The sequence below is a fragment of the Idiomarina abyssalis genome (assembly GCF_900116625.1).
Classification (GTDB): domain Bacteria; phylum Pseudomonadota; class Gammaproteobacteria; order Enterobacterales; family Alteromonadaceae; genus Idiomarina; species Idiomarina abyssalis.
The window spans coordinates 523,989-544,999 of record NZ_FPBE01000001.1; the positions used below are offsets into that span (position 1 = coordinate 523,989).

The 21,011-nt window shown below is 45.3% G+C and carries 22 protein-coding genes; 17 read left to right on the forward strand and 5 right to left on the reverse strand.

The window, feature by feature from the left end; all coding sequences use genetic code 11:
* Positions 1 to 14 precede the first annotated feature (14 nt).
* The 13 genes from rpmF (at position 15) to BM359_RS02595 (ending at position 10,597) form a co-directional block, all read left to right on the forward strand.
* A complete protein-coding gene (gene rpmF, locus BM359_RS02535; RefSeq protein WP_011234590.1) occupies positions 15 to 185 on the forward strand; it encodes a 50S ribosomal protein L32 in 171 nt (56 codons plus the stop codon).
* Positions 186 to 193: 8 nt separating this feature from the next.
* A complete protein-coding gene (gene plsX / locus BM359_RS02540; protein WP_054487652.1) occupies positions 194 to 1,219 on the forward strand; it encodes a phosphate acyltransferase PlsX in 1,026 nt (341 codons plus the stop codon).
* Between the two features lie 16 nt (positions 1,220 to 1,235).
* Positions 1,236 to 2,198, forward strand: a complete 963-nt coding sequence (locus BM359_RS02545; protein WP_054488521.1) for a beta-ketoacyl-ACP synthase III — start codon at positions 1,236 to 1,238, stop codon at positions 2,196 to 2,198.
* Positions 2,199 to 2,208: 10 nt separating this feature from the next.
* A complete protein-coding gene (gene fabD, locus BM359_RS02550; RefSeq protein ID WP_054487654.1) occupies positions 2,209 to 3,129 on the forward strand; it encodes an ACP S-malonyltransferase in 921 nt (306 codons plus the stop codon).
* A 16-nt stretch (positions 3,130 to 3,145) separates the two neighbouring features.
* On the forward strand, positions 3,146 to 3,883 hold the full coding sequence (fabG, locus tag BM359_RS02555) for a 3-oxoacyl-ACP reductase FabG (protein WP_054487656.1): 738 nt from the start codon (positions 3,146 to 3,148) through the stop codon (positions 3,881 to 3,883).
* 117 nt (positions 3,884 to 4,000) lie between these two features.
* On the forward strand, positions 4,001 to 4,240 hold the full coding sequence (gene acpP / locus BM359_RS02560; protein WP_011234585.1) for an acyl carrier protein: 240 nt from the start codon (positions 4,001 to 4,003) through the stop codon (positions 4,238 to 4,240).
* A 54-nt stretch (positions 4,241 to 4,294) separates the two neighbouring features.
* A complete protein-coding gene (gene pabC, locus BM359_RS02565) occupies positions 4,295 to 5,080 on the forward strand; it encodes an aminodeoxychorismate lyase (protein WP_074930755.1) in 786 nt (261 codons plus the stop codon).
* Positions 5,077 to 6,084: an endolytic transglycosylase MltG gene (gene mltG / locus BM359_RS02570; protein ID WP_054487658.1), complete on the forward strand. Its 1,008-nt coding sequence runs from the start codon at positions 5,077 to 5,079 to the stop codon at positions 6,082 to 6,084. Before pabC ends, mltG begins: the two co-directional genes overlap by 4 nt.
* Positions 6,085 to 6,086: 2 nt before the next feature.
* Complete coding sequence (gene tmk / locus BM359_RS02575; RefSeq protein ID WP_054487661.1) at positions 6,087 to 6,704, forward strand: dTMP kinase; 618 nt, start codon at positions 6,087 to 6,089, stop codon at positions 6,702 to 6,704.
* A complete protein-coding gene (locus BM359_RS02580; protein ID WP_054487663.1) occupies positions 6,704 to 7,564 on the forward strand; it encodes a DNA polymerase III subunit delta' in 861 nt (286 codons plus the stop codon). Before tmk ends, BM359_RS02580 begins: the two co-directional genes overlap by 1 nt.
* Before the next feature lie 24 nt (positions 7,565 to 7,588).
* Complete coding sequence (locus BM359_RS02585; protein WP_054487665.1) at positions 7,589 to 7,948, forward strand: hypothetical protein; 360 nt, start codon at positions 7,589 to 7,591, stop codon at positions 7,946 to 7,948.
* Between the two features lie 18 nt (positions 7,949 to 7,966).
* Positions 7,967 to 8,755 carry a TatD family hydrolase gene (locus BM359_RS02590; RefSeq protein WP_054487667.1) on the forward strand — a complete coding sequence of 263 codons (789 nt, stop codon included), beginning with the start codon at positions 7,967 to 7,969 and terminating at the stop codon, positions 8,753 to 8,755.
* Between the two features lie 357 nt (positions 8,756 to 9,112).
* Positions 9,113 to 10,597 (forward strand): bifunctional 2-methylcitrate dehydratase/aconitate hydratase, encoded by a 1,485-nt coding sequence (locus tag BM359_RS02595; RefSeq protein WP_054487669.1) that lies wholly within the window; start codon positions 9,113 to 9,115, stop codon positions 10,595 to 10,597.
* Between the two features lie 29 nt (positions 10,598 to 10,626).
* On the opposite strand, the gene BM359_RS02600 is transcribed toward BM359_RS02595, so the two are convergent.
* From BM359_RS02600 to sppA, 3 genes are read right to left on the reverse strand one after another with little or no spacing between them, the layout of a single operon-like run.
* Entirely contained in the window at positions 10,627 to 11,970 is a 1,344-nt protein-coding gene (locus BM359_RS02600) for a sodium-dependent transporter (protein WP_054487671.1), read from the reverse strand.
* A 33-nt stretch (positions 11,971 to 12,003) separates the two neighbouring features.
* On the reverse strand, positions 12,004 to 13,017 hold the full coding sequence (gene ansA / locus BM359_RS02605; RefSeq protein WP_054487673.1) for an asparaginase: 1,014 nt from the start codon (positions 13,015 to 13,017) through the stop codon (positions 12,004 to 12,006).
* Between the two features lie 38 nt (positions 13,018 to 13,055).
* Positions 13,056 to 14,909: a signal peptide peptidase SppA gene (sppA, locus tag BM359_RS02610; protein ID WP_054487675.1), complete on the reverse strand. Its 1,854-nt coding sequence runs from the start codon at positions 14,907 to 14,909 to the stop codon at positions 13,056 to 13,058.
* A 108-nt stretch (positions 14,910 to 15,017) separates the two neighbouring features.
* Here sppA and BM359_RS02615 point away from each other — a divergent pair, with 108 nt between their 5' ends.
* Positions 15,018 to 15,584 carry a nitroreductase family protein gene (locus tag BM359_RS02615; RefSeq protein ID WP_054487677.1) on the forward strand — a complete coding sequence of 189 codons (567 nt, stop codon included), beginning with the start codon at positions 15,018 to 15,020 and terminating at the stop codon, positions 15,582 to 15,584.
* On the opposite strand, the gene asnS is transcribed toward BM359_RS02615, so the two are convergent.
* Positions 15,581 to 16,981 carry an asparagine--tRNA ligase gene (gene asnS, locus BM359_RS02620; RefSeq protein WP_054487679.1) on the reverse strand — a complete coding sequence of 467 codons (1,401 nt, stop codon included), beginning with the start codon at positions 16,979 to 16,981 and terminating at the stop codon, positions 15,581 to 15,583. The genes BM359_RS02615 and asnS overlap by 4 nt on opposite strands.
* Before the next feature lie 107 nt (positions 16,982 to 17,088).
* Here asnS and BM359_RS02625 point away from each other — a divergent pair, with 107 nt between their 5' ends.
* A complete protein-coding gene (locus tag BM359_RS02625; protein WP_054487681.1) occupies positions 17,089 to 17,448 on the forward strand; it encodes a hypothetical protein in 360 nt (119 codons plus the stop codon).
* Here BM359_RS02625 and bioA read toward each other — a convergent pair.
* Complete coding sequence (gene bioA, locus BM359_RS02630; protein WP_054487683.1) at positions 17,445 to 18,740, reverse strand: adenosylmethionine--8-amino-7-oxononanoate transaminase; 1,296 nt, start codon at positions 18,738 to 18,740, stop codon at positions 17,445 to 17,447. The genes BM359_RS02625 and bioA overlap by 4 nt on opposite strands.
* A gap of 101 nt (positions 18,741 to 18,841) precedes the next feature.
* Here bioA and bioB point away from each other — a divergent pair, with 101 nt between their 5' ends.
* The gene (gene bioB / locus BM359_RS02635) at positions 18,842 to 19,879 is read left to right on the forward strand and encodes a biotin synthase BioB (protein ID WP_082332139.1); all 1,038 of its coding nucleotides are present in this window, start codon (positions 18,842 to 18,844) and stop codon (positions 19,877 to 19,879) included.
* Between the two features lie 11 nt (positions 19,880 to 19,890).
* A complete protein-coding gene (locus BM359_RS02640) occupies positions 19,891 to 21,009 on the forward strand; it encodes an aminotransferase class I/II-fold pyridoxal phosphate-dependent enzyme (protein ID WP_054488526.1) in 1,119 nt (372 codons plus the stop codon).
* Positions 21,010 to 21,011 lie beyond the last annotated feature (2 nt).

Sequence of the window (21,011 nt, forward strand, 5' to 3'; positions counted from 1 at the left end):
AGGAGATAGCGTAAATGGCTGTTCAAAAGAGTAAGAAAAGTCGTTCAAGACGCGACATGCGTCGTTCACACGATGCGATAGACGGCCCAACACTGTCGGTTGACTCAACTACGGGTGAAACACATCGTCGTCACCACGTAACAGCCGACGGTTATTATAAGGGTCGTAAGGTCGTTAATAAGTAAGACAGGCCATGCCTGAACTGAACATAGCGATTGATGCAATGGGGGGCGATAATGGCCCCTCTATTGTTATAGAAGCCCTGGAAAAAGCGGTTCATCAGTATCCTGATGTTAAATTCACCGTTGTCGGGCATCAGCATGAACTCACCCCGTTGCTTGAAAAGCATCACTTAAACTCTCATCCGGCAGTAAAACTCATTCATGCAGAGCAAATCATCGAAATGGATGATAAGCCTGGGCAGTCTTTACGCAGCAAACCAGAATCCTCCATGCGCATTGCTCTTAATACACTAACAGAGGGCGATTGCCAGGCTATGGTAAGCGGGGGAAATACCGGCGCGCTGATGACTAACGCCTATTTTACTTTAAAAACCTTGCCCGGAGTGTTACGCCCGGCGTTAATGACAGCACTGCCGAATCAAACCGGTGGTAAATCGTATCTATTGGACTTGGGCGCCAACGCAAGCTGTGACTCGGAAACATTATTTCAATTTGGTGTTATGGGAGCTGTAGCTGCGGAGTATCTTTCTGGAGTGCCTGCCCCAAAAATTAGCCTTCTTAATATGGGCGAAGAGGATATTAAAGGTAACGATGTAGTGCGGAACGCGGCCGCGCGACTCGCACAATGTGACCACGTCAACTATATTGGTTTTATTGAAGGTAATCATTTATTCAGTGGACGTGCCGATGTCGTTGTTTGTGATGGCTTCGTGGGTAATATTGCACTGAAAAGCTGTGAAGGTCTTGCAACTTTCATTATTGAGCAGATGCGGGAAACGCTTAACTCACATTGGTTGTACCGATTCTTCTTCCGTTTTCTACAAAAACGAACGCACAAGTCCTGGGATAGGCTGAAGCCCGACCACTACAATGGTGCGAGTCTGATAGGATTGCGGCATGTCGTGATAAAAAGTCACGGTAGCGCTAGCGCCGGCGCTTTCTATAGTGCAATTCAGCAAGCCGTCGCAGAAGCGCATGAACAGCTTCCTGAACGAATTAAACATCGTGTCGAAGCAGTCTTATCAGAACAGCTGTAATCAGTTAAGTAGCGCTATGACTTATTCAAAAATTGTTGGTACCGGGCATTATCTTCCGGAACAACGACTGACTAACGAAGAACTCTCGAAACGCGTTGATACCTCCGATGAATGGATAACCGAACGTACGGGTATCAAGGAACGACGTATTGCGGGAGCTAACGAAACGGCCGCAACAATTGGGTTTGAAGCCGCTAAAGAAGCCTTAGCTGCGGCTCAACTGAATCCACAAGATGTGGATATGATAGTGGTTGCGACCACTTCTGCAGAACACGCATTTCCAAGTGCTGCATGTGAAATTCAGCGTATGCTGGGTATTACATCCATTCCCGCGTTTGATGTCGGAGCCGCATGCTCCGGTTTTATTTATGCACTTTCTGTTGCCGATCAATTTATTAAAAGTGGTCAACATCGCCGTATACTGGTGATAGGAGCCGACGTTCTTGCCCGGTTGTGTGATCCCGATGATCGCAACACTCTGGTACTTTTTGGTGACGGGGCCGGTGCTGTCATACTTGAACAAAGTGACTCCCCCGGTATTCTCTCAACTCACTTGTACAGCGCCGGTGAATACAGCCACTTATTAGGTGCGAAACAAGCCCCCAGAGGTACTGAAGGTAGTGCAGAAAGCGCCTGGATGTATATGAAAGGTAACGAGGTTTTTAAAGTTGCCGTTGCTAAGTTGAGCAGTTTGGTTACCGATACTCTGGCAGAGAATAGATTACAAGCGCAGGACCTGGACTGGCTAATACCTCACCAGGCAAATTTGCGTATCATTAAAGCAACAGCAAAGAAATTACATATGCCGATGGAGCGAGTGGTTATTACTTTGGATAAAACCGGTAATACTTCTGCGGCATCGGTGCCAATAGCACTTGACTGGGCGGTCAAAGACGGACGTATAAAACGCGGCCAAAAATTATTGTTAGAGGCCTTTGGTGGCGGTTTCGCCTGGGGCTCTGCGCTGGTTCAATATTAAGAGGGTAATTATGACTAAAACGGCATTGTTATTTCCGGGACAAGGGTCACAAAGCGTTGGAATGTTAGGCGATTTATCGAACGACTTAGCCTTAATTAAAGAAACATTTTCTGAAGCAAGTTCAGTTTTAGATTACGATCTATGGGAACTGGTTCAACAGGGGCCGGAGAAGAAACTTAATGATACCCAGCGCACACAGCCAGCTTTACTGACCGCTAGCGTTGCTTTATACCGTGTCGCTAAAGAAAAAGGCCTTGCCGATGTGAGCGTTATGGCGGGGCACAGCCTAGGTGAATATTCAGCACTTGTTTGCGCGGGAGCTCTTGGTTTTTCTGATGCGGTTAAATTAGTCGCTTTACGCGGTCAATTTATGCAACAAGCCGTTGCTGAAGGTGAAGGCGCTATGGCTGCAGTAATTGGCCTGGAAGACGCTGACATTGAGAAGATTTGCCTGGAGCAAGCGGCAGGACAGGTGGTCACTCCGGTGAACTATAACTCACCGGGTCAGGTTGTTATAGCAGGGCACGCAGAAGCAGTAGCCCGAGCTGCAGAGGCTTTAAAAGAAGCCGGTGCGAAGCGTGTATTACCATTACCTGTCAGCGTTCCGTCGCATTGTGCTTTAATGCAGCCGGCAGCCAGTCAATTGGGTGAAGCGTTAAAGTCGGTGAAGCTACAGCAACCACATACAGCGGTTATTAATAATGTAGATGTCGCTGTAGCCGATAGCGAAGACGCCATTAAAGATGCATTGGTACGTCAGCTATATTGTCCGGTGCGCTGGACAGAAACTGTGGAACAGATTGCCCAAATGGGTGTCGAAACAGCTTATGAGGTTGGTCCGGGCAAAGTACTTACCGGTCTGAATAAGCGTATTACGAAGTCTTTTGGTTGTAGCGCACTGAATACGTTAGACTCTTTAAACTCACTTTAATTAATAGGTTATTAACGTGCAAAACTTTGAAAATAAAGTCGCATTGATTACCGGCGCAAGCCGCGGAATAGGAAAGGCCATAGCAGAAAATCTAGCCAGTCAGGGCGCCAAAGTTATTGGTACTGCAACATCCGATAAAGGTGCAGCCGCAATTTCAGAATACCTGGGGTCTAATGGTGAAGGTTTAGCGCTGGACGTTACTGACGCGGAAAGCTTGCAGCAGACCATAAAAGATATTGAAAAGAAGTACGGTTCTATTGATATTCTGGTTAATAATGCGGGTATTACTCGTGATAATTTAATGATGAGAATGAAAGATGACGAGTGGGATGCCGTACTAAACACCAATTTGTCAGCGGTATTTAAGGTTTGTAAAGCGGTGGTGCGTGGTATGATGAAACGCCGTAATGGGCGTATTATCAACATCAGTTCAGTTGTTGGTACAACCGGAAACCCCGGACAGGTAAACTACTGTGCAGCTAAAGCTGGCTTGGTTGGTTTTAGCAAAGCTATGGCGAAAGAAGTTGCTGCACGTGGCATCACGGTAAATTGTGTGGCGCCAGGTTTTATTGATACTGACATGACCAAGTCGCTGAATGATGAACAAAAACAAGCTATTTTTGATAATATTCCGGCAGCGCGCTTAGGCGAGCCAAGGGAAATTGCTGCTGCGGTAGCATTTTTAGCATCGGAAGGTGCAGCTTATATCACTGGTGAGACCATTCACGTTAATGGTGGTATGGCTATGGTTTAAGAGGTTAGCGGTACGACCTCTTAACTTTATGCTATTTTTTACTTTATTAATGGGGCTGGTTTCACTACACTACAGCCAATTTTCACTCTCGCGATGACTATTTGAGGGATTTTATAAATGAGTACTATTGAAGAACGCGTAAAGAAAATCATTGTTGAACAGTTAGGTGTTAAAGAAGAAGAAGTTAAGCCTGAAGCGTCATTTGAAAATGACTTAGGTGCCGACTCTTTAGATACTGTTGAACTGGTAATGGCTTTGGAAGAAGAATTTGAAACTGAAATTCCAGACGAAGAAGCTGAAAAAATTAAAACAGTTCAGTCAGCAATCGATTACGTAAATAATCATTCTAACGACTAATTTGTCGTTGAACGTGATATAAAAGGCGGAGCCACTGGTTCCGCCTTTTTTGTTATGACTATACGTAAAATACTACTTAATAATGTGCCTTATCACTGCTCAGAGCTCGACAGAGGTCTGCAATTTGGTGATGGCCACTTCACCACCATGCGCATTGTTAATGGTGTTCCTCTCTTTATTGAACGGCATCTTGAAAGACTTTCAAATACGAACCAACGTCTCTTTATAAACCATTCGAGTTTCGACTCTTTGGCTGAGCGCATAAAAGTTGCATGCTCAGGAGTAGAGAAGGGTGTTTGTAAAGTTATAGTTACCCGGGGTAACGGTGGCAGAGGCTACCGCTTTTCTGATGATTGTATTGCTAACGAATACATTCAGGTAAGTGACGCTCCGCCGACAACCGGCACTGTTCATATGGGAGTTGCGACATTAAGGTTAGCTCAGCAACCCGAGTTAGCTGGCTTGAAAACGTTGAATCGGCTGGAGCAAGTATTATTAACGAGAGAGTGTAGCGCTTCCCGTTATGATGATTTGCTGGTTTGTGACTCAAGCGGATATATTGTAGAGGCGATACAAGGCAATGTGTTCTGGTTTAAAGAGGGCCAGTGGTTCACACCTGAGCTCAGCGCTGCTGGTATCAACGGTATTATTCGACAACTCATTATTGATGAAAAGTTATTAGCACCTTTAAACATTGGTTGTTACCCATTAAATGAACTTGCCGGAGCTGAAAAAATAATCGTTACCAATAGCGTTAGAGGCGCTGTCGCCGTCACTCAGTTTAATGATAAAGTAGTGGCCAATGATGAATTACCCTCAGTATTAGAACAGCTTATATGAAAAAAATACGTTTTACTTTTTTGTTCGTTATTGCCGCGTTAGCTATTTCAGCTGTTCTTGTTTTTGTTTCCGGGCGTTGGTATTTATCGCAGCCTATTCAAGGTGAGTCTGCAACTCCTTTGTTGCTCGACTTCAGAGGCGGAGAAAGTGCCAGAACGGTAACTGCCAAAGTAACTGAACACTTCCAGGGTGGGCATCCGCTAGTCAGTTATCGTATTAGTCAGGTTTTCGCAGATATTGATCACCTGCAGGCAGGACTGTATGAAATACACGGACAGCAAAGCTGGTTTGATATTTGGAAAATGCTTAGCCAGGGCAGAGAAAAGACATTTACCGTCACTCTGGTAGAAGGCTTAACTTTTAATCAGTGGTTGGCTCAATTAAAAGAGCAGCCTTATTTGGTCAGTAAATCTTCTGATCTAAATGATTCAGAACTCAAACAAACCTTAGGTATTAAAGAGCCCGCTATTGAGGGTGTACTGTTGCCCGAAACCTACAGCTACAGAGCGTACACCACAGACATTTCAATATTAAAACAAGCTTACCTTTCTATGCAGACTGTATTATCAGAAGCCTGGGAGCAGCGGTCAGACAGGTGTCCTGTAGGCTCACCGTACGAATTACTAATATTGGCCTCAATTATTGAAAAAGAAACGGGACTGGCTGACGAACGTCCTATGGTTGCAAGTGTTTTTGCTAACCGTCTGGAAATTGGTATGCGGTTACAATCTGATCCCACGACAATTTATGGTATTGAAGATTTTGACGGTAATCTGACGCGAGCTCACTTGCGCGAGAAAACCGCTTATAATACCTATCGAATTAACGGGTTGCCGCCAACACCAATTGCGATGCCGGGAAAAGCATCCATTGAAGCCGCGGCTAACCCGGTGCGATCACCTTACTATTATTTTGTGGCGGATAAGTCGGGTGGACATGTTTTCTCAAAAACACTGGAAGAACACCAGCAGGCTGTTCGCCGTTATCAACTGAATCAAGAGTAATTATGTCAGGAAAATTTATTGTTATTGAAGGACTTGAAGGTGCCGGTAAGAGCTCAGCAATTGCAAGCGTAGTTACTCATCTACAGGCGAAAGGTGTTCGACCGGAAACCGTACGAGAACCGGGCGGTACCCCGCTGGCAGAGTCACTGCGGGAACTGGTAAAAAAGAAATGGGACGAGAAAGTCAGTTCAACAACCGAGCTGCTATTAATGTACGCAAGCAGAGTTCAGTTGGTTGATAATGTTATTAAGCCGGCTCTATTAAAAAACCGCTGGGTTATCGGTGATAGGCATGATTTATCCTCACGTGCCTATCAGGGGGGCGGTCGTCAGCTTGGTGATGAATTATTAGAAAAAGTACGCGAAATAACTCTGGGAAGTTTTAAACCTGACTTAACCCTATTATTGGATGTTGACGAGAAAAAAGGTCTTGAGCGCGCCCGTGAGCGAGGAGACCTGGATCGTATAGAAGAAGAAGATCTGGCGTTTTTCCAGCGTACAAGACAAGCCTATTTGAATATAGCAGCAAAAGACCCGACAATTATCGTCATTGATGCTAACCAGCCGATGCTGGATGTACATCAGGCCATACTGCAAGCAATTGAGGAGTATTTGTTTTAATGGCGTTTCCATGGCTGCGGGAACCTTGGTTAAGACTCGTTGCGAGTGCCGATTCAGGTCGGCTTGCTCACGCTTATTATTTGCAACATAACGTTGAGGCTGGTTCAACCGAATTTATTGAACGATTAAATCAGTTCTTGTTGTGCAAACAACCCGGCAAAAGTGCGTGCGGGCAATGTAAGTCATGCTTGCTTTATCAGTCGGGAAACCATCCGGATACCTGGACTATCGACGGCGCCGAAGTCAACCGAATTGGTGTCGATAGTGTTCGTGAACTGCAGCAAAATGTTATGCAGACAGCTAACCAGAGCGGTTTAAAAGTTGCTGTGATACTGCAGGCAGAAAAAATGACGGAACAGGCCGGCAATGCCTTATTGAAGGTTCTGGAAGAGCCACCGGCGGACACTCACTGGCTAGTATCAACAAAAGATGCGGAACGCTTATTACCAACCCTGAGAAGTCGTATGCAATGGATCAGCATTGCTTATCCAGCTTCAGTGCAAAGCGACGAACAGACGGTTTCTGCGAAAACTCTTCTGGACAGTCTTCGCGGTAATAAAGAGTTTCCTGTAATAAAAGATAAAGAAGCAGCTTTAAACTGGCTGGATATATCAGAAAACCTGGTACTAGATTGGCTGCTGATTCACCAAAAGGCGGCTGTTTCGCGTTTGCGATATCAGCAATTAGCGGACGAGCTTCAACAGTTGAGCGGTTTTGATTGGGTGAATATTGCACAGCTCAGTGAATGGGTAGCAGAATGCAGACAGCTACGTCAGAAGTTTCAGGGCTCCACTGGCATTAATTTACCGTTATTATTAGGTTTTGCCTGGAGTCGCTGGTCAAATACTCTCTCGGGTTAGGGGCTCCTTAAAAAGGAGAGCCTTTTGTCTAGTTTTCAATTACATATAAACTCAGCGAGGGAACTTGCTGAGCGCATTATTCCCGAACTTTCTCCTTTGACTCTAATGATACAAACCGGTGCACAGCTTTCAGAAGAAGCTGCTCTGGGAGAGAGCGTCACTCTGGAGCTTAGGTATCCTGAACTCGGCCCTAAACCAGTTGATCTATCAGGAAGCATTGCTTTGTGCTTTGAAATTAAGGCGGCTAAAGACTGGGTTGCCGTTACCCTTGGCTCGGAGCAACAAGCTCGAATTCATCAGATCAATTACCTATGCCGCCATCACAGAAACGACTATGGTAAACTCTTTGAGCAATTAATTACGGATTTCTGTCACTCACATTAACGATAAGTGGAGCTATTTATGTTCGTCGACTCGCATTGCCATCTGGATAAAATTAATCCTGAAAAGGCGGGCGCTGATCTAACGCAAATTGTGGAAATGGCAAGAGCCAATAAGGTCGAACACATGCTGTGTGTGTGCGTTACACTTGAAGACTTTCCGGCTATGCAGCAAGCCGTTGCAGGTTTTAACGATGTTTCCATTTCTTGTGGGGTGCATCCTTTATACGTTAAGGACAGCCAGACACCTATCGTAGAGTTGGGTACCAAGTTACGTCAGCTGGCTTCGGCAAATAATGTGGTTGCTATAGGCGAAACGGGTCTGGATTATTTTTATCACCCAGAGTCTAAAGCATTACAACGAGAAAACTTCGAGCAGCATATTGAAATTGCCAAGGATATTAATAAGCCTTTAATTATTCATACGCGTGACGCTCAGGATGACACCCTCTCGTTATTAAAAAATGGCCATGCAGATAAATCCGGCGGTGTTTTGCACTGCTTTACTGAGTCTCTGGATATGGCTAAAAAAGCTATCGATGATCTTGATTTCTATATTTCTATTTCGGGAATCGCTTCATTTCGAAACGCAGAGCAATTGCGTGCAACTATCAAAGCATTACCGCTTGAAAAGCTGCTCATTGAAACCGACAGTCCCTGGTTAGCTCCAGTGCCCCATCGAGGTAAAGAGAACCAGCCAGCCTACGTTGTCGACGTTGCTAAATGCGTTGCTGATGTTAAGGGAATTACTTTGGAAGAGGTTGCTAAAACGACAACGGCTAACTATTACAAGCTGTTTAATAACGCTTAATTAGCTGTGCATAACCTGTGTTTTACTTACCTAAAATCAATTAAAAACAGTGAGATAAGCTAAAGCAAAAAAAAGTGCAAAAATATTAGACATCTCTTTAATATTGTCTACACTGAAATTTACCGAACAAATTTTAGGCGAACTATTTTACAATTTATTATTCATGAGTTAGCGCACGGCTCAACCCTTGAGCCATTCCCCTATACCCGGAACAATTTGGATTGGTTCCGGGTTTTTTTTATTCATTATTTGGCGAAAAGCCTAATAGGTAGCGATCAAAAAAAGCGTTGTTTTGGTACAAATAGTTACATGAGCTAACAATATTTGTCATTGAACTTTAGAGTTAAGGAGTCAGCGATGAGTGCGACAGTAGAAAGTAACGAACGTCCAGATTACGACAAGGTTATTGAGGATATCGCAGACTATGTTACGGGTTATGAAGTTAAAAGCGACGAAGCTTGGGATACCGCCCGCAACTGCCTGATGGATACCCTGGGTTGCGGTTTGTTGGCACTGCGATTTCCGGAGTGTAGTAAACACCTGGGGCCTTTAGTAGAAGGTACAAGTGTTCCAAATGGCTCCCGAGTGCCGGGAACTCAGTTTCGTATGGATCCTGTCAAGGCGGCCTGGGATATTGGCTGCATTATACGTTGGCTTGATTTCAATGACACCTGGTTAGCTGCCGAGTGGGGACACCCATCCGATAACTTAGGCGGAATACTGGCAACAGCAGATTATATTTCTCAAAACCGCGTCTCTAAAGGTGAAAAGCCGTTAACAATGAAAACGGTTTTGGAAGCTATGATTAAAGCCCACGAAATTCAGGGTAATCTGGCGATAGAAAACAGTTTTAACCGTGTGGGTCTTGATCATGTCGTTCTGGTTAAGGTGGCTTCAACGGCCGTTGTTACTTGGTTAATGGGCGGAACTAAGGAACAAATTATGGCAGCGCTCTCCCAGGCATGGGTTGATGGCCAGTCTTTAAGAACCTATCGTCATGCTCCCAATGCCGGTTCTCGTAAGTCGTGGGCAGCAGGGGACGCCACTTCAAGAGCGGTGCGTTTAGCCGATATGACGATGCGTGGCGAAATGGGTATTCCGGGGGCCCTGACGGCTCCACAATGGGGATTCTATGATGTGCTCTTCAATAAAACGAATAAAGATCAGAAACTAAAACCTAAAGATGACTGGCAGTTTAAGTTCCAACGGGATTATGGCAGTTATGTGATGGAAAATATTTTGTTTAAGTTGTCATTCCCGGCAGAGTTTCATGCGCAGACAGCCTGTGAAGCGGCGGTTACATTACACCCGGAAGTTAAAGACAGAATTGATGAAATAGAGAAGATTGAAATTACTACCCACGAGTCCGCTATTCGAATTATCTCCAAACAGGGCAAACTTGCTAACCCTGCCGACAGAGATCATTGTTTACAGTATATGGCAGCCGTTCCCCTAATATTTGGCGAACTGAATGCTGATCACTATGAAAACAGTTTTCATGAAAATCATCCGGTAATTGACACTATCCGGGAAAAAATTCAGGTGATTGAAGACAACCAGTACAGTAAGGACTATCACGACCCGAAAAAGCGCTCGATAGCTAATGCACTACAAGTATTTTTTAAAGACGGTAGTCATACCGACAAGGTTGTGGTGGAGTACCCAATTGGCCATAGACGCCGCAGAGAAGAGGGCGTTCCTGTACTTGAAAACAAGTTTAAGGCAAATTTAGCGACACGGTTTCCCGAACACAGGGTGAGTTCAATTTTTGAACATTGCCGTCAACAGTCATCATTTGAACAGATACCTGTTAATGAGTTCATGGATATGTTCACTATTTAATGGGTGCAGCCCCACACCTACGTGGGGCTTTATCCTCGCCAAATGACCAGAATAATGAGGATTGGGCAAACAAACTTAACGTACCAGGGCCATATTTTCCAAAACAGGCTTTTATCTATATTAGGTGAGCCTTGCTGAAGCGCTTTCAGTAAATGGTTTTGTCGCAGTACCCAAGTTAGCATGATGCCAAACACCAGTGCCATTATCGGTTGCATGTAGACGGTGCTGAAGGTAATAACGGCGCCAAAAAGAGTTTCAAAATTATAGATAATGGTTGTAGAAATTGCGGTAACGACCAGGGCAATAATCCACACTCCACTACTGCGATCACATTTAGCTTCTTCTCGTAGTGCGTTGACAGGAGCTTCAAGCATTGAAATTGACGATGTAATAGCAGCAATAACCATCAACAGGAAAAAGCCAAAAGACACGAAGAGTCCAGTGTAACCCAGTGCGTCGAACATTGCCGGAAGCACGGTAAAAACTAAGGTATCGGCAGACAGTAAACTGCCATCCTCTGCATAGATGGGAACACCATTAGACTGAGCGACAAACATCGCTGGTAGAATCAATAGCCCCGCTAAAAACGCGACACTGGTATCGATGCCGGCTACCCAGGCTGCCGTTTTTGGAATGTTTTCGGAATTCGACAGGTAGGCACCATAAGTCATCATTACGCAGACACCCAGTGACAGGGAGAAAAACGCCTGCCCCATGGCACGAATAATCAGGTTTGGATCGGTTATGGTTGAGAAGTCCGGAACCAGATACATTTTCAGGCCTTCAATGGCCCCGTCCTGAGTCAAGATATAGGCGGACATACCTATCAGCAAAATGAAGAGTAGTGGCATTAGACGTCTTGACCAACGCTCTATTCCATTATTCACGCCTGACCGGACAACATAAACAGTCAGCAACATGAAGAACACCATGGTTGCCATATTTCTGGACACTGAAAACTCAGTAAACCAAGCGGCGGTTTCCGGCAGACCAATTAAGATCATAAGAGGCTCGATCATATAAGATAAAAGCCAACCGGAAACGATGGCATAGAAGCTCAGTATCAAACTCAGCACAATTAAACCAACAATACCTGCCAGTGCGCCTGAACCTCGAAAAAATGGCTTTGCAGAAAGATTCCTAAGCGACTCAATAGGGTTTTGGCGCCGAATTCTGCCGATAGTAATTTCCGCTACCAGCATAGGGTAAGCCAGAAGTGCAATCATGATTAAATAAACCAATAAAAATGCACCACCGCCGTTACTGGCAGCTTGTGTTGGGAATCCCCAAATATTACCTACACCGACCGCTGAGCCAGCGGCGGCTAATATGAAACCTAATCGCGTTGCGAACGCAGGTGATGAATTTGCCATGGTTCTTCTTATTATTATTTAAGCAATATCAAATTATGGCGGAGTTAATTCGCCGCGTAAATTCTTCTGTAACAGCTTTTGCATTTTGTTTTGGTTTAAGTCTTGCGAAAGCACGTAATGCAGCTTGGTAAGAGCCGCTTCAATGGTCATATCGGCACCGGATACAATACCCAGTTCAGCCAGAGCATTTCCCGTCGCGTAGCCATCCATATTGACACGCCCACGGAAGCACTGCGTGCAGTTAAGAATTGTAATGCCCTGATCTATACCTGTTTCCAGGCTTTTCAGTAAAGCGTTATCCTGCGGCGCATTTCCGACACCGTAACTTTGTAAAATCATTGCTTTTACTGGCTGTTGCAATTGGTTTTGTATAATTTTGGCTGAGATACCAGGGTAAAGCATTACAACCCCAATTGGCTGGGGCGTCATCTCAATGACCTTGAGCTCATGGGTCAAGGGTTCCGACAGTTCACCAGCGTTCAGCTGAATCTGAATACCCGCTTCAAGTAGGGAGGGGTAATTCGGTGAGGCAAAAGCATTAAAGCCGTTAGCGTCAGCTTTGGTTGAGCGATTTCCCCGATACAAAGTATTGTTAAAAAACAGACCGACTTCTGGAATAGGGTAGTTAGCTGCAACATAAAGTGAATTAAGCAAATTAGTCTGACCATCTGAGCGCAGTGCGGCCAGAGGAATTTGAGAGCCAGTTACAATAACGGGCTTACTCAAATTTTGCAGCATAAAGGAGAGAGCTGAAGCTGTATAAGCCATGGTGTCGGTTCCGTGTAGGATCACGAAACCATCGTAGTCTGCGTAGTTTTGTTCAATATCCCGAGCTATGGTTACCCAATCAGATGGTGCCATATTGGATGAGTCCATTAATGGGCAGTATTCATTAATGGTAAATTCCGGCATCTCATCACGAAAAAATTCGGGCATATTTTCAACGCATTGGCTCAGGTGCCCCGCAACCGGAACATAACCCTGAGCTGATTTTTTCATACCGATAGTGCCGCCCGTATAGGCGACGTAAATCTTTTTACGCGGCAAAGTTTACTCCCTTACTCTACAAAGTAACCGCGATAATTCTATCGCGGTTGAGGGCAGAGTGCACAATAAGAGTAAACATTTTTAGGGTCATCAAAGTTCTGCAAAACAGCAGTTTCTGATTTCACTTTATTCAAAGTACCCATTAACCAGTGTTGTGAACTGATATTCGGCGTTGGCAGGTAATCTGAACTGCTGTTAAATAAGTCAGCGAGAAACTTCTCTTTTGAAGATAGCTCTTGCTTAACAATATTCACATCGTAATCATCAATGGCTGCAAGTTCAGCCGCAAGCGCAATGGAATCATCATAATCACCTAATTGGTCAACCAGCCCAAATTCCATAGCTTGCTGTCCCGTCCATATACGACCCTGAGCAACTTCATGAACATCATCACGAGACATATTACGCGCATTGCTGACAATGCTTAGGAAGTTTTCGTAAGTGGTTTCAACAGAACGCTGTATGAGTGTTTTCTGATAATCGGTCATTTCTTCAAGCGGATTCAGTGACGAAATCTCTGTTGTACTCACAGTGTCACTGTGAATTCCGATAGCCGCAAAACTGTCTTCCAACGTCATTAGCAGGCCAAAGACGCCAATTGAACCTGTAATTGTTGTTGGTGCCGCAATAATTTTGTCTGCATCAGCGGCAATCCAGTAGCCACCAGAAGCCGCTACGGAGCTCATGGACGCAATAACAGGAATGCCCGCTTCTTTTGCCTGTAAAATCTCCTGGCGAATAATTTCTGACGCAAAAGCACTGCCGCCAGGACTGTCTATTCGAAGTACGATTGCTTTGGTCTGCTCGTTATTACGCGCGTCGCGAATAAGCTTTGCTGTGCTGTCTCCGCCAATCATACCGGCTTTTTGTGAACCATTAACTATCTGACCACGAGCAACTATAACGGCAATTTGGTTGCGGTCTTTCGGTTTCAGGCTTTCCGGAACGACTTTCTCAGAAGCTAAGTAATTGTCGAAAGTAATATGACGGAATGTATCTTCTTCTTTGTCATGTCCGGCTAAGTTGATAAGTTCATTGCGAACTTCTGTCCGGGTACGTAAAGCGTCAACTAAATTCGTTTCTAACGCCATTTTAGCCATATCGCCATTGGCATTATTAAATGCTGACATGTAGTCATCTATTTTACCGCTTGTAACCAACGGATTAATGTTTCGGGCAGCGGTAACATCTGCATGGAAAGTTTCCCACAATGCAGAATACAAGAACTCATTGGCTTCGCGCGCTTCCTCTGACATATCATTGCGAATGAAAGGTTCAACCGCGGCTTTAAATTTACCGACTTTGAACACGTGCGGCTGAACTTTAAGTTTGTCCAGTAGCTCCTTAAAGTAAACCTGAGTATAATCAAGCCCTTCGAAAACTACCGCACCCATTGGGTTCAGATAAAGCTGATCGGCGTGCGCCGCCAGGTAGTACTGATGTTGCATATAGTAGTCAGCATTACTGATAATTGGCTTCCCTGAGGTACGGAAATCATTCAATGCATCAGCAACTGCACGCAGTTTATTCAAGCCACTGGGGTATAAGTTTTGGAGGTTCAGGTATAGCGCACCGATACGTTCGTCAGTTTTAGCTTTCTCAATTGAGTCGATAACATCAGACAACAGCACCTCAGGAACTTCGTCTCCGCTCCCCAATGCTTCATTTAGGAACTTATCAAACGGGTCAACCCAGGTCTTTTCTTCAACTAACATGCCATTTGGATTAAGAACCATAATTCCATTTTCAGGAACCTCAATAGGATCTTCTCCCTGCATTAAGCTCGCGATAAAAATTGCCAGAATAATAAAAAACACAAGGTTCAAAATGAACTTGCGAGTACCGTTGATTATTTTCCACAAATAACTGAAGATTGACCCGACTGAACGCATAGTTAATTCTCATTTGCTAATTTAAATTGGCCTTAGCATATCGAATGTCTGAGCGACAGACTAGTCAGAGAATGTAACTAAGCGTTACACATTGAAAAAGGTTGATGTATGAAAGCGGAAGAATTACTAACAACTCGTTCCTCTATGCCGCGTTTAAACGAACCGGGACCTACACAAGAACAGCTCGAATTAATACAGGCAGCAGCCGTGCGAGCACCTGATCACATGGGGCTAGCACCTTATCAATTTATTTTGTTTCAAGGCAAAGAAAGGCAAGTTCTTGCGGATGTTTACCAGCAGGCGGCCCGGCTTAACGATTTTTCTGAAACGGTCGTCGAGCAAGCAGGGCAGTTGCCTTTTCGTGCGCCTTTAGTGATAGCTTCGTGTTTACGGCTTCAGGACCATAAAAAAGTCCCGCGTGACGAACAACTTTGTACAGTAGCCTGCGCGACTCACGGTATGCAGCAAGCGGCGTTTGCTCAAGGTATTGGAGCAATTTGGCGGACGGGATGGATGGCTGAGGATGACTTTATCAAGGAGCAGTTAGGGTTATCAGTAGATGATGCCATAGTTGGCTTTCTGTACGTAGGGACGCCTGCTGTCCCTACGCCAGTAAAACCGCAAAAAGATCCGTCACCGTTCTTTATAAACGGCAACGACCTGGTGCTGGATTAAAATTCAGCACTTTTCGGAGCTCGTGGGAATGGAATCACGTCACGAATGTTTTGCACACCGGTGACGTAAGCGACTAAGCGTTCAAAGCCCAGTCCAAAGCCTGCGTGAGGAACAGTACCGTAACGGCGCAAATCTCGGTAGAAACCGTATTCTTCCTTCGGCAGGTTCATTTCTTCAATTCGCTGGTCAAGAACGTCAAGACGCTCTTCACGCGCAGAGCCACCGATGATCTCACCAATACCCGGAGCCAGAACGTCCATTGCAGCAACGGTTTTGCCATCTTCGTTCTGACGCATATAAAAGGCTTTAATATCACGCGGGTAGTTTTTCAGAATAATCGGTGCACCCACATGTTCTTCGGCTAAATAACGTTCGTGCTCTGACTGCAAATCCACACCCCATTCAACCGGGTACTCAAACTTTTTATCGCAGTTTTTCAGTATTTCGATGGCATCGGTGTAGTCCATATGCACGAAATCATTATTAACTATGGCTTCCAGACGGCTGATAGCGTCAGGGTTAATGCGCTCGGCAAAGAACGCCATGTCGTCCGGACGTTCTTCAAGTATGGCTTTAAAGACATATTTCAACATAGCTTCTGCTAAGCCTGCTATGTCGTCTAATGTTGCAAACGCTAACTCTGGCTCAACCATCCAAAATTCAGACAAGTGACGGCTGGTGTTTGAGTTTTCGGCGCGGAACGTCGGCCCAAAGGTGTAGACTTTAGACAACGAACAGGCATAAGACTCAACGTTTAGCTGACCTGAAACGGTCAGAAAAGCTTCTTTACCAAAAAAGTCCTCTGAAAAGTCGACTTCACCTTTGTCGGTTTTTGGAATATTCAGCATATCCAGCGTTGAAACACGGAACATCTCACCGGCACCTTCGCAATCGGAGGTGGTGATGATAGGCGTACTTACCCAAAGATACCCCTGCTCGTGAAAAAAGCGATGAACGGCCTGCGATAATGCATTACGAACACGCATAACGGCACCAGTAATGTTTGTACGGGGACGCAGGTGAGCGTATTCGCGTAAATACTCCATGCTATGACGCTTTGGCGACATAGGGTAGGTGTCTGGATCTTCAACCCAGCCATAAACGTGAACTTTGGTTGCCTGCAGTTCAAATGACTGCCCTTTGCCCTGAGAGGGAACAACAACACCCGTAATAGCAACAGAACAACCGGTGGTCAGCTTCTGAACTTCGTTACTGTAATTGGGGAGTTCTGCCGGAACAACGGCCTGAATGGCATCAAAACATGAGCCATCGTGCAGGTTAATAAAGGAAATACCGGCTTTTGAGTCACGGCGAGTGCGCACCCAGCCCCGGACTGTGACGGTTTCATCGACAGCGATTTTTCCTGCCAGAACATCCACTACAGAAGCATACGACATGAGTTGGTTTTCTCCGAAATTTACACTATTTTGCTATAGAAAGGTTGCTATGTTACCTCGGTTTGGCGCAGACTCAAGTATAACCCCTGAGAACAGAGAGAAAAATTATGAAAAGGGGATCCTTAGCGGATTTAAAGCGAGTACCATTTTGGTCCCGTGTTTTAGGATGGCTGTCCATTTGTGGCTGGCTTATCTTTGTGGTTGCTGCCATTGTTTTTAATTATGCGAAGCCTGAACGCAATACCATTCTAACCGAAATTTTCGGCATTTCGGTACGTGACTATTGGCACATTACTTTAGGTGACTTATTCGTCATTCTTTTAGTCGTTGGGCTGCTTGTTAGTCTGCTGAGCTTTGTTCTTAATTACGTTCTTTTTCGCCAGGACAAGCAGCATTTATGGATTAACATTATGATATTAATCATGAGTTGCTTAGGTGGCTTATCGCTTTATTTCTTTGGCTTCTAAACCTGGCCGTTGTCCTGGTTTTCGACATAGTCTTTCATCGCATATGTAAGCTTACTGAGCTCTTCCGCAGTAATCACATAAGGCGGCATAATGTAGAGCAAACGGCCAAAAGGCCGAATCCAGACACATAATTCAATAAACCGCTTTTGTGCACTGGCTACGTCAATAGGCTGTTCCATTTCCAGTACGCCAATAGCTCCAAATACACGAGCGTCTTTTACTGATTTATATTCTCCTAACGGAAGAAGTTCCTTTTTTAATTGTTTCTCTATTTTTTTGACTTGTTGTTGCCAGTTACCTTCAGCAATAATTGCCAATGATTCTGCTGCAACCGCGCATGCTAAGGGATTGCCCATAAAAGTAGGTCCATGCATCAAAGCACCGCCCCCGGGCCCCTGACCAATAGTTTCTGCTACCTTTTTCGTGGTTAACGTAGCAGCTAATGTCATGTAGCCACCGGTAAGAGCTTTACCCACACAAAGGATATCAGGAGTCACATCGGCGTGTTCACAGGCGAACAACTTACCGGTGCGACCAAAGCCGGTAGCAATTTCATCGGCAATGAGCAGTACATTGAAGTCATCACAGAGTTTGCGTATAAGCCTAAGGTATTCCGGGTGGTAAAACCGCATACCGCCTGCGCCCTGAACAATAGGCTCAAGTATGACCGCCGCAAGCTCACCATGAAACTGTTCAAACCAAAGTCGAAGCTGCTGACCTGCGTCGTCTGTCCATTCGTCATTGGGGGTTAATGTTGGCGCATCCGCAAAAAGCTGTGAGTTAATTGCTTTATTAAACAGATGATGCATGCCGTTGACGGGGTCACAAACTGACATCGCTTTAAAGGTGTCGCCGTGGTATCCACCTTTTACTGTCAGCAGGCGATGCTTTTCCGGGCGCTCCTGAGCCAGCCAAAACTGCAGAGCCATTTTTATCGCGACTTCAACACTTACAGAGCCGGAGTCGGCAATGAATACTCGCTCCAGTTCATCAGGCGTCAAATCAACAAGCTGTTTAGCGAGATCAATCGCGGGCTGATGGGTGATACCGCCAAACATAACGTGGCTCATTTTGTCGATTTGGCCGTGCGCAACTGAGTCTAAGCGAGAGTTACGGTACCCATGAATCACAGCCCACCAGGACGACATACCGTCAATTACCTCGGCTCCATTTTCAAAAGTGAGCGAGCAACCTTTCGCAGACTCCACTTTATAAGCGGGTAACGGGTTAAGCATAGAAGTGTAGGGGTGCCAGATATGCTGTCGATCAAACTCAATATCGCTTATGCTCATAAATTAATCTGTTGTAAAGTATATAATTCAAAGTATATTGACAGTGTATCGAGCTGAATTATTCTAGTCGACCATAATTTGCCAAGCATATGAGATTTACCATGTCACAAGTTCGCAATGACTGGACCATTGAAGAGGTTCAGGAGCTGTTACAAAAACCATTGAATGATTTAGTTTTTGAAGCACAAACCGTGCATCGCCAGCACTTTAATCCGAACGAAGTTCAGGTCAGTACCTTACTATCGATTAAAACCGGTGCGTGCCCCGAAGACTGCAAATACTGCCCGCAAAGCGCGCATTATCATACGGGGCTGGATCGTGAGCGCTTGATGGCTGTAGAAAGTGTGTTGGCAGAAGCTCAGGCTGCGAAAGAAAAGGGTGCCAGTCGTTTTTGTATGGGCGCCGCATGGCGTAACCCGAAAGACCGCGACATGCCTTACGTTATTGAAATGATAAAAGGCGTCAAAGCATTAGGCCTAGAAAGCTGCATGACACTTGGCATGCTAAGCAATGAACAGGCGAAAATGCTGCAGCAGGCGGGGCTCGATTATTACAATCACAATTTGGATACCTCACCAGAGTTTTACGGTGACATTATTACGACCAGAACTTATCAGGACCGCCTGAATACCCTGAATAATGTTCGCGACGCAGGTATGAAAGTCTGCGCAGGCGGTATTGTTGGTATGGGTGAGAGTGTGACCGATCGTGCGTCTTTATTAGTACAGTTGGCTAACTTACCAAAACACCCTGAAAGTGTTCCCATTAATATGCTGGTAAAAGTTGAAGGTACACCATTTGCCAAGCTGGAAGACTTAGATAACTTTGAGTTTGTACGGACGGTCGCTGTTGCGCGTATTCTAATGCCGGCTTCGCACGTTCGCTTGTCAGCTGGTCGCGAAGACATGAACGACGAAATGCAGGCGTTGTGTTTTCTCGCTGGTGCCAACTCAATATTCTATGGCGAAAAGTTACTGACAACGGCAAACCCTGAAGCAGATGCTGATTTGCGATTGTTTGAGCGTCTGGGAATAACACCGGAACAACGTGATGGATACGATGACGAAGTCCATACTGCAGTAATAGAGGACGCTATTCAGGAACAGCAAAACCCTGTGCGCTATTACGACGCTTCATAGTGGAAAAGGTCGTGTCCGTATATCAACGCCGTCTGAAAGAGCGAAAAGGTTCTTCGCTTTTTCGTGTTCGGAAAGTGCGCAGCTCTGACGCACAGTGGAAGCTAAATTTTAGCACCAATGATTATCTCGGCCTAAGCCAGCATCGGAACATCAGACAAGCTTTTAAGCAGGCTGTTGATATCTGGGGTGTTGGCAGTACAGGCTCGCCTCTACTCAGTGGCTACAGCAGTGCTCATCAGGAACTGGAAGAGCTGCTGGCTGACTGGTTGGGAAAACCCAGAGCTTTGCTGTTTAACTCGGGTTTTGCTGCGAATCATGGCGTACTGACAACCCTGGTAGATAAGCAACAAAAGGTCTTTGCAGACAAGCTGGTTCACGCCTCAATTATTGACGGTATGCAGCATAGTGAAGCGCAGTTTAAACGTTACCCCCACAATCAACCTTTGCCCGTCGTTGATAAAGCAAATGCCGGTGACTGGTTGGTTACTGAAGGCGTATTCAGTATGGATGGTGACGCCTGTGACTTGAAGCTAATGGCTTCCTTAAAGCAACAGTTTGACATAAAAGTCATGTTGGATGATGCGCATGGGCTTGGTGCTTACGGCTCTGAAGGAAAAGGGTCAACAAGTTCTGGTTCAGATGCTGTCGATGTGCTGACCGGAACCTTTGGTAAAGCTCTGGGTGTTGGCGGGGCATTTGTCTGTGCCAAAGACGATGAGATTGAAAGCTTGATTCAATTTTGTCGCGACTATATCTATTCGACCGCTATGCCGCCGGCACAGGCTGCGGCAATAAAGTCTTCAATCGAAATTGTACGAAGCGCAGAAGGCGATGAAAGACGCGAACAGCTAGCTCACCGTATTCAGTACTTTCGTGAGCAAATGAAGCAACGCAACTTAAAAATAATTGATTCCAATACCGCAATACAGACCTGGCTATTTGACTCCGATACCGAAGCTCTGGCTATGTCTAAGCAGTTACAGGCTAACGGTTACCTATGCAGCGTAATTCGCCCACCAACGGTGCCGGTTGGGACTTCCCGTATTCGCTTCAGTTTAACTTCCAATATGCCACAGGTAGCTCTTGAAACCTTTTGGCAAGTTGTAGACAGGATCCGCGACAATCTATGAAG

Coding starts and splice junctions, on each gene's coding strand:
- BM359_RS02615 (WP_054487677.1), top strand. CDS start 15,018: ATGAAAGCGGAAGAATTACTAACAACTCGTTCCTCTATGCCGCGTTTA.
- BM359_RS02595 (WP_054487669.1), top strand. CDS start 9,113: ATGAGTGCGACAGTAGAAAGTAACGAACGTCCAGATTACGACAAGGTT.
- sppA (WP_054487675.1), bottom strand. CDS start 14,909: ATGCGTTCAGTCGGGTCAATCTTCAGTTATTTGTGGAAAATAATCAAC.
- plsX (WP_054487652.1), top strand. CDS start 194: ATGCCTGAACTGAACATAGCGATTGATGCAATGGGGGGCGATAATGGC.
- BM359_RS02625 (WP_054487681.1), top strand. CDS start 17,089: ATGAAAAGGGGATCCTTAGCGGATTTAAAGCGAGTACCATTTTGGTCC.
- asnS (WP_054487679.1), bottom strand. CDS start 16,981: ATGTCGTATGCTTCTGTAGTGGATGTTCTGGCAGGAAAAATCGCTGTC.
- fabD (WP_054487654.1), top strand. CDS start 2,209: ATGACTAAAACGGCATTGTTATTTCCGGGACAAGGGTCACAAAGCGTT.
- acpP (WP_011234585.1), top strand. CDS start 4,001: ATGAGTACTATTGAAGAACGCGTAAAGAAAATCATTGTTGAACAGTTA.
- BM359_RS02590 (WP_054487667.1), top strand. CDS start 7,967: ATGTTCGTCGACTCGCATTGCCATCTGGATAAAATTAATCCTGAAAAG.
- tmk (WP_054487661.1), top strand. CDS start 6,087: ATGTCAGGAAAATTTATTGTTATTGAAGGACTTGAAGGTGCCGGTAAG.
- BM359_RS02545 (WP_054488521.1), top strand. CDS start 1,236: ATGACTTATTCAAAAATTGTTGGTACCGGGCATTATCTTCCGGAACAA.
- pabC (WP_074930755.1), top strand. CDS start 4,295: ATGACTATACGTAAAATACTACTTAATAATGTGCCTTATCACTGCTCA.
- mltG (WP_054487658.1), top strand. CDS start 5,077: ATGAAAAAAATACGTTTTACTTTTTTGTTCGTTATTGCCGCGTTAGCT.
- BM359_RS02600 (WP_054487671.1), bottom strand. CDS start 11,970: ATGGCAAATTCATCACCTGCGTTCGCAACGCGATTAGGTTTCATATTA.
- bioA (WP_054487683.1), bottom strand. CDS start 18,740: ATGAGCATAAGCGATATTGAGTTTGATCGACAGCATATCTGGCACCCC.
- BM359_RS02580 (WP_054487663.1), top strand. CDS start 6,704: ATGGCGTTTCCATGGCTGCGGGAACCTTGGTTAAGACTCGTTGCGAGT.
- rpmF (WP_011234590.1), top strand. CDS start 15: ATGGCTGTTCAAAAGAGTAAGAAAAGTCGTTCAAGACGCGACATGCGT.
- bioB (WP_082332139.1), top strand. CDS start 18,842: ATGTCACAAGTTCGCAATGACTGGACCATTGAAGAGGTTCAGGAGCTG.